At 38.2% G+C, this 12,096-nt stretch carries 14 protein-coding genes and 2 pseudogenes; 14 read left to right on the forward strand and 2 right to left on the reverse strand.

Features of this window, described 5'->3' with window-relative positions; translation table 11 throughout:
* The first annotated feature begins 720 nt into the window (after window positions 1–720).
* From KTG14_RS17525 to KTG14_RS17535, 3 genes are all read left to right on the forward strand, one after another.
* On the forward strand, window positions 721–1,203 hold the full coding sequence (locus KTG14_RS17525) for an RNA polymerase sigma factor (protein WP_216972080.1): 483 nt from the start codon (window positions 721–723) through the stop codon (window positions 1,201–1,203).
* Entirely contained in the window at window positions 1,193–2,032 is an 840-nt protein-coding gene (locus KTG14_RS17530) for a zf-HC2 domain-containing protein (RefSeq protein ID WP_216972081.1), read from the forward strand. The genes KTG14_RS17525 and KTG14_RS17530 overlap by 11 nt, the downstream gene beginning before the upstream one ends.
* A gap of 89 nt (window positions 2,033–2,121) precedes the next feature.
* On the forward strand, window positions 2,122–2,376 hold the full coding sequence (locus tag KTG14_RS17535) for a hypothetical protein (protein WP_216972082.1): 255 nt from the start codon (window positions 2,122–2,124) through the stop codon (window positions 2,374–2,376).
* Window positions 2,377–2,437: 61 nt separating this feature from the next.
* On the opposite strand, the gene KTG14_RS17540 is transcribed toward KTG14_RS17535, so the two are convergent.
* Window positions 2,438–2,860, reverse strand: a complete 423-nt coding sequence (locus KTG14_RS17540; RefSeq protein WP_216972083.1) for a hypothetical protein — start codon at window positions 2,858–2,860, stop codon at window positions 2,438–2,440.
* 97 nt (window positions 2,861–2,957) lie between these two features.
* Between KTG14_RS17540 and KTG14_RS17545 the strand changes: the two genes are divergently transcribed.
* The 9 genes from KTG14_RS17545 to lepB all read left to right on the forward strand — a co-directional run bounded on the left by KTG14_RS17545 (window position 2,958) and on the right by lepB (window position 9,571).
* Entirely contained in the window at window positions 2,958–3,362 is a 405-nt protein-coding gene (locus KTG14_RS17545; RefSeq protein ID WP_216972084.1) for a hypothetical protein, read from the forward strand.
* 154 nt (window positions 3,363–3,516) lie between these two features.
* Window positions 3,517–4,353, forward strand: a complete 837-nt coding sequence (locus KTG14_RS17550; RefSeq protein WP_216972085.1) for an alpha/beta fold hydrolase — start codon at window positions 3,517–3,519, stop codon at window positions 4,351–4,353.
* 49 nt (window positions 4,354–4,402) lie between these two features.
* Window positions 4,403–4,948, forward strand: a complete 546-nt coding sequence (locus KTG14_RS17555) for an NUDIX hydrolase (RefSeq protein ID WP_216972086.1) — start codon at window positions 4,403–4,405, stop codon at window positions 4,946–4,948.
* A gap of 252 nt (window positions 4,949–5,200) precedes the next feature.
* Window positions 5,201–5,563: a hypothetical protein gene (locus KTG14_RS17560; protein ID WP_216972087.1), complete on the forward strand. Its 363-nt coding sequence runs from the start codon at window positions 5,201–5,203 to the stop codon at window positions 5,561–5,563.
* A 33-nt stretch (window positions 5,564–5,596) separates the two neighbouring features.
* Window positions 5,597–6,097, forward strand: a complete 501-nt coding sequence (locus KTG14_RS17565; protein WP_216972091.1) for a zinc metalloprotease — start codon at window positions 5,597–5,599, stop codon at window positions 6,095–6,097.
* 287 nt (window positions 6,098–6,384) lie between these two features.
* Window positions 6,385–6,804: a hypothetical protein gene (locus KTG14_RS17570; RefSeq protein ID WP_216972088.1), complete on the forward strand. Its 420-nt coding sequence runs from the start codon at window positions 6,385–6,387 to the stop codon at window positions 6,802–6,804.
* A gap of 704 nt (window positions 6,805–7,508) precedes the next feature.
* On the forward strand, window positions 7,509–7,856 hold the full coding sequence (locus tag KTG14_RS17575) for a hypothetical protein (RefSeq protein ID WP_216972089.1): 348 nt from the start codon (window positions 7,509–7,511) through the stop codon (window positions 7,854–7,856).
* Between the two features lie 240 nt (window positions 7,857–8,096).
* Window positions 8,097–8,846, forward strand: a complete 750-nt coding sequence (locus KTG14_RS17580; RefSeq protein ID WP_182093366.1) for a hypothetical protein — start codon at window positions 8,097–8,099, stop codon at window positions 8,844–8,846.
* Between the two features lie 158 nt (window positions 8,847–9,004).
* Window positions 9,005–9,571: a signal peptidase I gene (gene lepB / locus KTG14_RS17585; protein WP_216972090.1), complete on the forward strand. Its 567-nt coding sequence runs from the start codon at window positions 9,005–9,007 to the stop codon at window positions 9,569–9,571.
* Between the two features lie 1,061 nt (window positions 9,572–10,632).
* On the opposite strand, the gene istB is transcribed toward lepB, so the two are convergent.
* Window positions 10,633–11,406 carry an IS21-like element helper ATPase IstB gene (gene istB, locus KTG14_RS17590; RefSeq protein WP_216971225.1) on the reverse strand — a complete coding sequence of 258 codons (774 nt, stop codon included), beginning with the start codon at window positions 11,404–11,406 and terminating at the stop codon, window positions 10,633–10,635.
* A 361-nt stretch (window positions 11,407–11,767) separates the two neighbouring features.
* On the opposite strand from istB, the pseudogene KTG14_RS17910 reads away from it, so the two are divergent.
* A pseudogene (locus KTG14_RS17910) lies at window positions 11,768–11,947 on the forward strand (ATP-binding protein); the annotation flags it as partial.
* Window positions 11,907–12,096: pseudogene (locus tag KTG14_RS17595) on the forward strand (hypothetical protein); the annotation flags it as partial. The pseudogenes KTG14_RS17910 and KTG14_RS17595, both read left to right, overlap by 41 nt.

The raw sequence follows: 12,096 nt of genomic DNA on the forward strand, positions 1-12,096 counted from the left end.
GGATTCTCCACTTTCATCTCGCAACTTTCGCTCTCGTGAACCGATGATCTTATAGTCCATATGGCTACAACAAGGACATGGAACTTTTTCTGCGCACCGGATGAAAAACGCCTTTTGAGGCGCATTCTTCTATGGTATAATCAGAGACGATTATCATATTTTTTTGGAAGACGTCTCCCGTCGAGCTACTGGTAATAGCCGACACACAGGGAGGCGTCTTTTCCTTTCTCCAGAGTTATTAAGGACATTATATCCGTCAATTTATGGACAAACAATACCATCAACTTTTGGACATTAAGAAACAGCATTAACACCTGGCTACATCGTTCTGGGCATTCCAGTTTCTTATCTGGTAGATTCTCTTTCAGTTAATTCGCGCGGATACAGTTATTTGGATAAGCTAATTATGTATATTTTGATTTGTATCATCATGATTCGTATAATTTTTGAAAAGGATGAAATGTTCAGTTTAACTTCGGTAATGATTATTATCGTACCCGTCATGTGTTATTTTCGCATTCTTTATTTTATGAAAAACCAAAAATAAGCAGGGCTTAGGAAACCAGATGTTCGATTGAATGTTATATAAAGAGTTTTTTGTAAAGTACCTGTGATGAAAGAAGCTCAGAAATGAGTTTCTTCTTTTTTTATTTATTTTTGGTGATTCGGTGTAACGAAAAGAGTTTTTTTCAGATATATAGTGTGAAAGGAGGTAGAAGAGTGGATGGCCTTACGGAAATATATGAGAAACACGCAGAACAGGTTTTCAAACACATAATTACCTTATGCCGAAATGCAGATGTAGCAGAGGAATTAACCCAAGAAACTTTTTATGAAGCGATTCGGTCAATCGACAATTACAACGGCCAATGCAAAATGTCGGTTTGGTTATGTCAAATCGGCAAGCATACTTACTACAAATATGTCGATAAACAAGTGAAGCAAGCGGATCAAATACAGTCTAATGAACACGTGAACTCCATTGAAGATGACATTATTGCTTCTGAAAATAAGATAGCAATATTCCGGATGGTCCATTTGCTTGATGAGCCGTACAAAGAAATAGTTTTGTTGCGTCTATTAGGTGGCTTAAGTTTTAAGGAAATTGGAGAAGTTCATCAACGAAATGAAAACTGGGCCAGAGTATCATTTTACAGAGCTAAATTAAAGTTAAGAGAGGGAGTGTCTCCAGTTGAGAAATGAATGCTACATCGTTCGGGATTTATTGCCTTCCTACATAGATCAATTGTGCAGCGAGCAAAGCAGAATGTTTATTGAAAAGCATATAGCGCAGTGTGAATCGTGCGCTCAAATTTTACAACATATGAAAAACGAGTTTGATGACACTGAAGACGTGGAAATAACTGTACGTCTTGAACAGAAAAAGCCATTTGAAAAAGTGTCGCAATTGATAAAGGCACAAGGAAAGTTCTCAAACATATTAGGGTTCTCTTTTTGGTCTGGGATAGTTATTACAGTAATACTTTTAGTATTTTCTTTTAACCACTTAGTTTTGTGGCAGAATGATCAAGAAGAAGTTCAACGTGTAGCGCAAGAACAGCAAGATATTATGGATAAAGTCTTTGCTGTATTAATGGAACCAGAAACTCCTAATGAGCAGTCATTGCAAATCGTTTTTCAGCAATATAAGGAACAATTACAGCACATTGCAGTATTTCCCTCTAGAGCAGTAGAAGATACCATTCTCGATTTGCAAACCCCGAGTACTATATACCCTATTGACTACGAACGAGCTTCCATTGTCGTTGGCAAGTTCGGAGAAATTACAGAACCAATTGTTCCAGTTGATTACGATATCGGTACAATGGCTATGGCGAACGAAGAATGGGTCGTCCAATTCGAATATAAAGATTCCTACTTAGCAACAGTGGAAAATGCTCATCAAATTAAACACTTTGCACCTAGTAGTTGGGAATTATTTTTAATGCCTATTATTTTTAGTGTGATAAGCTTCTTTATATTTTTGATTTGGGTATATCACAAGCGAATCATGAGACCAATGGAAGCTTGAGTAAGTTGTTGCTATAGGGAAGAGGAAAATGAATTCTTGTGGTAAAATAAGTAAAAACTAATTGTCTTATTAAAGGGAGGTAGACAATAATGAACTCAGGAACAATCTCGGTCGCAGCATTTTTAATTTCTTTGTTTGTTTATACAGCTTGGTTCTTTAATGAAAACTTATTCTCTAATTCAGCAATGATTGTAGCTATCCTACTACCGCTTATCGGAATCGTTGCAGCACTCTTTGCCAAGAACAGATCGCTCAAAGCAGTGGGCTTAATTGGAAATTCTTTGGTTTTTGTTTTAGCTGTCATTATTCCATTTCTCTCCACATTATTTTGGAGTACTCCTTGAACTGACAAGGTTGCCGTCCATAAGAAAAGACTGCTTTATCAGCAGTCTCTTTTAGCAAAGCTTACGTATGCCTCAAGCGGTATTCTCTTCGCAAGATAAATAGAACGTGAAATCCAATTAATGCAGGGACAAGGCTAATGTTTAATAATTCAACATCAGTAAGTGTGAATACTTGGAACATCATGAAGAATACGAGGCTTGTAAATAAAACGTATAAGGCGAGCTTGCAGCAATAAGCGACAATCCAACTGCGAGACGGTACCAAGCTCATAAGGAAGTCCACCAAGTACGACATCGGAATGCCCATCACGAAAAATACCGGAAAAATAAATACGTAAGTGACCCAAAACGCTTTAAATAAGGTGAATTCAGACAACAGGTCCTGTTCATTCGCAATGACAAGCTGCCACAAGAACATGAACATCACGTAAAGCGGGGCAGAAATAACCGCACTGAAAAATCGTTCGAGAAAACTTTTTATCATATCATGGCTCCCAGCTTCTAAGAATTTCCTACCTACATAATGTAATTATAACAATCTGAAGTGAAGGATCGTAATAATAGTTAGGAGGTGAACCTTGATGAAGAAGTTTCTAGTATTGCTTGCTGCATGTCTTCCAGTGATGATGGCAATAGGATGTTCTGAAGAGGAAATAGTTCGTGTAGGCACTCCTTTTAACGATGAAGGCACGACGGGAGCGGAGTTTAATACAGGCTTCACAGACTCAGAAACAATATATGAGTTGCGGAAGATTGTTGAAATGGAAGAGAAAATAGCACCGCCAAAGGAGTTAGCTCCAGTCGCGGATCTTGTTCTTACCTTGGATAAACCGGAAGAAAATGTTTCTGAACGTTGGCGGTATGTATGGTATATGGATGATGGCAGTGCTGTTTTGTCCAATAGAGCAAACGCAGTGGAAGAAGAGCAAGAGTTCTATGCTTTAAATGAAGAACAAACAAAAGAGTTGAAAAGCATATTGGAGTAAATGGAACATACGAAACACAGAGAAGCTTATGAATAGCTTCTTTTTTTGGTTAATTAACGATTATAGCGCATAAAGTTGTTTAAAAATTGTGATTTTAGCACTGTATTTAAAAACATTAAATGGTAAAATAAGTATGTATAAAAAGGAGCTTCTTATGAAAAAGGAAATCATTAAATTTGATAATGGATTACAGATAGGCATGCATTTATGGGGAAACATGAACCACACAACGCTTCTTTTTCTTCACGGCCTTGGGAGTTCGGCAGCCAGCTTTACTGAACTGGCCAACTTACTTTCGCAAAAATACAGCATCATCGCATTAGATTTGCCTGGCCATGGTTTATCTACAGCTGAACAAGCTGAAGAATCCTTTTCAGCAGCGTCGATGGCTAGGTGGGTAAAGGAAGCAATGGAACAGCTTGATATTAAAGATCTTCATGTAATTGGACACTCTATAGGCGGGAACATAGCGTTAGTGTTTGCCAAAATTTTCTCGGTTCAATCAGTCATTCTCTTGGACGGCGGGTATATACGCTCAAGCAGTATTCCTGGTAGTTCTATCACTGAAGAAATTCGATTCGCAAAAGAGCATTGTGTTAATCATGCTTTTTCATCCTGGACACAGTTCGAAGAAAAGATGGCCGAGGAAGGTTTGATTAAACGATTAATTGAAATGGTGAAACCGAGCATGCAAGCAGAACGTGATGCCATTAAGTTAATTTTAACGAGTGAACATACCGGATATTATGTGAAGCAACATTTCAATGAGCCGAGCATGGATACTTTAAGTGATATCGACGTAGCGGTCTTGCTGCTTAGAAGCACTTTGCCGAAGGCGTTTAATTCCCATCGTGAAAGCGAAACTGCGAGACTCCAACAGTATTTGGCTCTCTCTGTGGAAGAAGTGAAAGATACTTCCCACGATATCTATTGGGAGAACCCGGAAGTGGTGAGCCAAAAAATCTCGCAGTGGATCAGCCGTAAAAAATAGATCTGATAGCTTAATAGTATCTCTACCATAATGAGCGGGGGATTCAAAGATGAAAGCATGGGAAACGCTCTCTACAGAATATTTGTATAAAAATCCGTTCGGGAATTTGAGGAAAGAGCAGTGTAGGCTGCCAAACGGAATCGTCATTGATAACTTTTACGTAAATGAGTATTCGGATTGGGTGAATGCCGTAGTCCTGAACGACAGAAACCAACTTGTACTTGTAAAGCAATACAGGCATGGGACAAGAGGTTTTTATTTAGAAATTCCTGCTGGAAAGCTTGAAGAAAACGAAACCAGTGAGAAAGGAATTCTAAGGGAAGTACTTGAGGAGACCGGATTCACTACAAACGAAAAACCCATCTTATTGGGAGAGTATATGGTGAATCCGGCCGTTCAAAACAACAAAATTATTACTTATCTCATCACCAATGCATTCAAAACGAGCAATCAGCAATTAGATGACACCGAAGAAATCGTTGTTAAACTGATCGATTTCGAAGAGTTTGAGGACTTGATACAGAATCGGACTATCGAAACACAGTTTTTTACAGCCAGCGCTTACTATATGGCCAAGTCATTTCTAAACAAATAAGGGTGCAAGTGAAAATTGAAAGGGGACCGTACCAATGAACAAGCAGAAAAAGAAAAGCACAAATAAGACTGATTTTTTCGACGTAATCTCATTTTGGATCCCAGAATTGCTATTTCTTCCCTTCAGAATCCTGTTTATGGCGGTAAGGGGAATCGTTAGGTTAATTGAGGGCTTTTTTGATGTTGTCTAATTACCGTATTATATGGGTCTGATAAGCTCTCTACGTATTTAGTAAAGTCGGGAAGTGATGAGATGAACCGATTGTGGAAAGTGATGCATAAGTGGATTTTCGAAAAATACGACCAGTTCTTCAACGAATTAGGCTACACAGACTGGAAGATTACTTTAGAAAACACTTTTGGTATTTTTCAGATGGAGGGGGATGCGTTTTATCATGCCACACAGCTCCCCAATGGCGAATGGGCAGTATGGAATGATAGCTGGGGAGACCCGCCATATGCCTTCCAAGTGTTTCCGACTTGGGCTGAAGCGATCCGCCATCTTCGAACTTTTTTTGAGGAAAGCCAATTGCCTGAAAGTTATTGGCGTCCTGAAGGATTAGATGTGAGAGAAGATGTTTTTTCAAAAGAGCCAGATCGAGAAAAAATGCTTTAAAAGCATAAATAGAGAAATGGAGAATGTAATTTGATGTTGCTTGAAGTCATTGTAGTTTTACTCATTATTTCATGTTCGCTATTTATACATGAAATGGGACATGCTGTTGCCACAGTCACGGCGAACAAAAATTCCAAAGCTGAAATCTTTATGGGTTCATCCAGCAAAGCGAACAAGCTACGGCTGTCTTTTGGAAGAATTACCTGCTATCTGACCGTCGCCATATCGGCCTTCTGCGAGTACTCCATCCCTAAAGAGTCACCGCCGTTTACATATAAACAAAAACTAGTCTTCTACCTTGGCGGGCCAATCGCATCATTGCTTTGTTTTGTGGCACTGTACATTGCCTCTCATTTTGTTTCCGGAGTAGCGGGGAATATCATCATCAATAGCGCAGGAGCCAACTTTTTTCTCTTTGTCACGTCATTGATTCCGTGGACTTATCCCCGTTTTTTAGGTGGCCTTCCGAGTGATGGATTGCAGACTTTGAACTTGGTGAAAGCGAACCGAAAAGAGCGAAAGTTTATTGCCTAATAAATGGTAGATTACCTGATCTTCAGAACAAATTATTATAGTGGTGAAAGCGGCTGTTCAAAATACATAAGTAGTGAGGAAGGGGGAAGCTCAAATAAGAGTTTTCCCTTTTGGTCTTAGAAATAAATTTTCAATGCCGCTACCTTCAAAATTTAGTTTTTCAAGTGACGGAGAGAGAGTTACAGGTTGGGCAGGCAGCGAGGGAAGCAAGGCACAATTGCATGTTGGCCATATAGAGAGTCTCAGTATTCTAAGCAACTGCAGACAGTGAAACGGAGCGATGGCCAATGGAATACTTTTATTTGTTTTTAAAGATTTCACTCGTAGGTTCGGCAATTTTATTCAGCGATTTTATTTATGGCCAAATTGGCTGGTGGTTTGCAGTTGTCATGATTCTTGCATTATGGGCGGCAAGTTATTTCGATAAAAAGTTAATCCAATTAAAGAAACAAAAACTAATTGAAAGGTTTTCGATTTTAGAAACCTTGGACAGCGGACAATCAGTCACTGTCGAACTAAAAAATGGTGAGATGTTTCCGGACTACATTTTCAGTTTTTTCAATGAGGAAGAAATAACTGTCGATAAAAAACTAGAGCGAGAACAAATTATGCAAGGAGAAGATAACGTTCGGGAGATCAAGTTCACTAAAATTCAGTCAATCACGAGCCCTGATGTTCAAGTTGCAAGAAGAAGCCGGCGATTTTAAAAGGCAGTCTTAAAAAATCTACTGGTTGTTACGGGCAAACCAATCAACCAAGTGAAGATAGAAAACAGATGATACGTACCATGAAAGAACTTTTTTTCAAATAGTTAGCTTTAAAAAGTTCATAAAAGTGGCTTTGATTTTATGAACGTTCGTAAAGTGTTTTGAGACGTTTACGAACGTTGGTGTACTTGGTTTTTAGCACTTAAAAAGACGTTCGCAAAGGTGTACTTTTACGAACGGTTCCAGAATATATTTAAAATTATATGAAGGTATTTTCAAAATTCGTAATCATTGATAAGATAACTGGAAGAGATTGTATATTTTATGTATGCTGAGCGTCAATTTTTTCTAACATAAGATAAGGAGTGTCTAATCGTAAAACCGAGTAGAAGGTTCATTGCATATAAAAGAGGAATTTTTAATCTTGTAGACGTTATCGTGAAGAACAACCAGGGGAGTGGATATGCAAATATATCAGTTGGTGAATGAAGACGAGTAATTGCTATGATGGCATGTTTGCTAGAAGTAGGATCTATAGCTGCACATTCAATTTCCCAGACAAACTAGGTAGTTAAGGTAGCATCGTATTTTCCAAGAAGTTTTAAAGTGAAAAAACTTATCTCTCTTTTGTTAAAGGTGGGAATGAACACCTTTAAAATAGTATTTACAGAAATAGAATGATGTTTTGAAGGGAGCGAATAAAATTGGGCAAAGGTCTTGAGTCTCTCATTTATTTAATGCTATTTTGGGGAATGCCGGCATTTATGGGGGTTAGAGCATATTTGAAAATGAATCCGGAGGATAAAAAATCAGCCATGAGCGATTTTAAATCTCATCGCTTTATTTTTACCTTAGGTTTTATCACAATAGGTGGATTCGTCAGCCATGTAGGTTTTTTATTCAGTATACGAGCAATCGAAGTTTTGGGAATTATTCTATTTATTAGTGGAGGAATAATTACAGTTATAAGTATGTGGAAAGACAGTAAAGTGAGAAGTTTTTCTATTCTTGTTGTAATATCTTTTCCCATTTTCCTCTACTATTATTGGTAGTTGAATTAGAAAGGGAGAGAAGAGGCTGAATCAAGCACATTTACCCTCCCTTTTTGTCTGAGAAAGTGTACTTTTACGAACGCTCTTCTCGTCGTTGATTAGATACAAAGATAATTTAAACTATTCTAAATAACCAAATAATGTTAATGTGAAAAGAAGAGGAAATAATTTTTCGATTCATTTTTATTAAGAGAAAGAAGCGATGTTCGATTAAAAATTGAAAAAGAAATGGGCGATGAAATGAAAAAGTGGGTTGGGATTTTACTTGTACTTAGTTCTATTCTGGTTTATTGGCTTTGGCCGAAAGCAAGCATCGAAAAACCAATTGTTGTATCCGCGCAAGTCATAGAGTCTACTAATACAATGAGTGTTTCTTATATTACTACAAAACAAGATGATGCCCATTTAATGGAGGTCACTGTGAACGGAAAAGGCTTTTATCCTCCATCTCGGACCAATGGTGAAACAGAAGAAGAAAATATGCAAATTACCAGGGACCTGATTGCGCAAAATGGATATCAGTTGCGTGAAGCGACAATTGAGTTGAGCGATGAGGAACTGGCTTATCTCATGCCTGAAAATTCGAGTCGCACTTTTTTGGCGAATGTTTCTTTTGAAGATTATTCCCCTATAGAAGCTGATGGCATCCTGTTACTGAAAGAGGAAGCAGCAGAAGGAAAATTAGAACAGGATCAATTGAATTATATATTTACGGCGCCAGAACCAATGGCTATTTCTACAATTGGCCATTACAGTTCATCTGCCACTGTCTCCTGGTCGCGTAACGGTAGAGAAGTGAAACTGCCACTTGCAATGGAAAAGGGAGACACGCTGGATATTTATTTTCATGGACCCTATCAGATGGGGGAAACGGACGGACTTCTACTCGAAATTCAAACAACAGACGACAACTACTATACAAGACACCTAAGAGAAACAGTTCAGCTGCCAGATGGATACTTAAAACAACTTGTAAATGAGCAACGATAGTTGTAATATAGCATCGCAGTTTGCATATCTTAAATCATCGGTAGTCCGATATATTTAGGAATTGCAACAAATAAAAGGCGCTGACTTAGGGGAATTGAATGTAACTTATGTGCAGTTAAGTTACATTCATAACTAATATATTTAGGGGTGTTTTTACTATGGAACAAGCAAAAAAAGAGAAAAATGAACTTTGGGAGTGGGGAAAAGCCCTATTCATCGCTCTTGCGGTGGCAGGGCTTATTCGTTTTTTCTTGTTCGCACCAATTGTTGTAGACGGAGAGTCAATGATGCCAACTCTTGAAAACGAGGACCGGATGCTGGTGAATAAGATTGGTTACATCGTCGGAGAACCTGAGCGATCTGATATTGTGGTGTTTCATGCGACAGAAGACAAAGATTATATTAAACGGATAATTGGCGTTCCTGGTGACCATATAGCCTATGAGAATGATCAGCTTTATATAAACGGGGAAATTCAAGCTGAACCGTACTTATCTTCTCTTAAGGAGCAACAAAACTTTGGAAGTGGCACGCTAACAGAAGATTTCACACTCGAAAGACTTACAGAACTGGACAAGATTCCTGAAGGTTATGTGTTTGTTTTAGGAGACAATCGTAGAAACAGTACTGATAGCCGAATTATTGGCCTCGTGCCAATAGAAGATATAACTGGCAGCACCAATTACGTTTTTTGGCCATTAAGTGATATGGGATTTGTGGAGTAATTTATATGAATTTTGAATGTAACTTAATAGCAATTAAGTTACATTCGGAACCTGCAAAACAAAAGAGTTGCTGATCTTAAAAAGATTCAGCAACTCTTTTGTATGTAAGTTCATTTTATAACTGAAAAAGGTAAAACGAAAAGAAAATTAGAAATATAGCCAGGACTGTAAGAACTCTATTCGTTCTTTTACTGATCTCTTTATCTAGAAAAGAGAGTTTCCCAAAAAGAGCACTTAAAATATAAGCTAAAACCCCTGCCAAAATAGCCCCTATTAACGTGCGGAAGTCGTAAATATAATCATCAATATAACTGACAAGAATAATGGAGAAAGCAACAGAAAACCCATTCATATGGTACTTTAAGTTATATTTTTTTTCGCTGTTCAAATTCATTTCGCCCCTTAGTTCAGCAAGTTTATAATTACTATACCAACTAGCTTCCAATAAAGTTTCAATTTTTCAACAAAGAGGAATTTACTAGATATTTTTTGATGCTTTTGAATGTAGCATAAGTATAATTAAGTTACATTCAAAACCTTAATTTCATTGGCTCGACCCGACAACTAAGTGAAGTTGAGTTTTTTCTGAAAAATGATACATTCAAAAGACTGTTCTGTAAGGCTCTAGAATTGGAATTGTTAAATACACAGTCTGCATATCAAAACTTGACGATAGAAGGAACTTTACTGTAGTTTCTTCTTTTTTGTTCGTAGAAGTAATTTTATGAACAGTTTCAAATAATTTTATTGCTGAGTTTGGGAATAAAAGTAAGGAGTAATATGTTAAAGTTAAATTGTCAAAGTATTCTTTTTTATAATGATTTGTCTAAAAGAAAGAGGCTAGTATATCCAGATGAGAATAAAATGGGGAGAGGGCTGGTAAGATGTCATCAGTGATCATTTCAGGATATGTAATTGCATTTACAAGCGCGTTTTTAGCTTTTCTGTTAAGTGTAAATAAACCGAAAAAGAAAAAGTATATGATATGGGGTATTGCTCTTATGATACCAATTTCACCAGCATTATGTAACCGTCAAGTAGAATTCAACACTTTTCCCCAATTAAGATTCAACACCTGGATTTTCAAATAGTGACTTTCTATATTTCATCCGGATACTGTCTTGCGTTTCATCAAACGTAAGAATTTCACTCCGGTGAAGAAGGCGATCTAGAATGGCCGTTGTTAAGGTGGGATCCCCCAAAAATTTTCCCCATTCAGCTGGCCCCTTATTCGAAGTCAAGATAAAGGCTGCTTTGTCATACATTTCATAAATAAACTGGAAGAATAGATGGGCCTCTTGAGGCTCATAAGCCATATACATGACATCATCAATAATAATCAGATCAGAACTCGCTATGCGCTTATATCTGGTTTTTGACTTGCTCGTGTATTCTTTTGATTTCAATACATAGATGAGACGCTCCATTGATATGAACGACACTTGATACCCACGCTCGATGGCGTGGATACCTAATGCAGTCGATAAATGAGTTTTGCCAGCGCCTGTCGGCCCCATCATGATTAACGTGAAACGATTGTCAATCCAAGACAGTTCTTTTAACACATTGAGTTGCTTTTCACCAATGGCGGTTTGTTCTTCCAAGCGAAACTGCTCAAATGTTAATACCTCCGGGAACTCCGCCCATTTCATGAGCTTTTCGCTGGTTTTTCGTTCTCGGCAACGCATTTCATAACTAAGCACTTCATGGATAAACTCGTGATACGTCCATCCCTTCGCTTCGGCTTCGCGAAGAAAATTCGGCAGTTCTTTGGCCGTTTCTGCTAACCGTAAGGTTCGGCACTTTTCTTGTAATCCGTCATAGGGATGACTCATCGATTCTTACCTCCTCGAAGGACGGAGAGATAAATATCCGTTGTCCGTTCTGGAGCTACGATGTCTTTGTACTTTTCGTTTATCGAGCCGACCTTCTTTTGCTGTTTCTGGCTATCTATCTCTAACGAGATAGCGATGTCCCTTAAATCGTTGGCGCTCATTAGCTTAAGTCGTTTGACTTCTTCTAACGCTTCATCCACAAAGTCAGGGTAGTTCCCGATGACGGATTGGACAACTTTCAATTGGTCAATCAAGTGGCGGGGATATCGTTCGGTTAATTCTTCAATGAACCAGGTACTTGTCTTTGTTGCTGTCAATTGGCTTTGAATCTGTTGGATTAATAATTCCCGTTTGGTCTGATCTCGTTCGCGAAGCCGAAGCGAAGGGATGGACGTATCAYGARTTTATCCATGAAGTGCTTAGTTATGAAATGCGTTGCCGAGAACGAAAAACCAGCGAAAAGCTCATGAAATGGGCGGAGTTCCCGGAGGTATTAACATTTGAGCAGTTTCGCTTGGAAGAACAAACCGCCATTGGTGAAATTGACCAACTATGAAATCGACGTGCGCGAAAAGAATATGCTTCAATCCATGGTGAAGGTCGGAGCTTTTCCTCATTTGAAGGAAATGGACCAATTTGATTTCGACTTCCAGCCAACCGTCAACAAAGGGCAGATGTATGATTTTCTGT

It is taken from the genome of Planococcus sp. CP5-4_YE (assembly GCF_019042655.1).
GTDB lineage: Bacteria > Bacillota > Bacilli > Bacillales_A > Planococcaceae > Planococcus.

Bases quoted from the DNA above. Each gene is read 5' to 3' on its own strand.
- KTG14_RS17535 (WP_216972082.1), top strand. From the start codon at position 2,122: ATGAACTCAGGAACAATCTCGGTCGCAGCATTTTTAATTTCTTTGTTT.
- KTG14_RS17540 (WP_216972083.1), bottom strand. From the start codon at position 2,860: ATGATAAAAAGTTTTCTCGAACGATTTTTCAGTGCGGTTATTTCTGCC.
- KTG14_RS17545 (WP_216972084.1), top strand. From the start codon at position 2,958: ATGAAGAAGTTTCTAGTATTGCTTGCTGCATGTCTTCCAGTGATGATG.
- KTG14_RS17550 (WP_216972085.1), top strand. From the start codon at position 3,517: ATGAAAAAGGAAATCATTAAATTTGATAATGGATTACAGATAGGCATG.
- KTG14_RS17555 (WP_216972086.1), top strand. From the start codon at position 4,403: ATGAAAGCATGGGAAACGCTCTCTACAGAATATTTGTATAAAAATCCG.
- KTG14_RS17560 (WP_216972087.1), top strand. From the start codon at position 5,201: ATGAACCGATTGTGGAAAGTGATGCATAAGTGGATTTTCGAAAAATAC.
- KTG14_RS17565 (WP_216972091.1), top strand. From the start codon at position 5,597: ATGTTGCTTGAAGTCATTGTAGTTTTACTCATTATTTCATGTTCGCTA.
- KTG14_RS17570 (WP_216972088.1), top strand. From the start codon at position 6,385: ATGGAATACTTTTATTTGTTTTTAAAGATTTCACTCGTAGGTTCGGCA.
- KTG14_RS17580 (WP_182093366.1), top strand. From the start codon at position 8,097: ATGAAAAAGTGGGTTGGGATTTTACTTGTACTTAGTTCTATTCTGGTT.
- lepB (WP_216972090.1), top strand. From the start codon at position 9,005: ATGGAACAAGCAAAAAAAGAGAAAAATGAACTTTGGGAGTGGGGAAAA.
- istB (WP_216971225.1), bottom strand. From the start codon at position 11,406: ATGAGTCATCCCTATGACGGATTACAAGAAAAGTGCCGAACCTTACGG.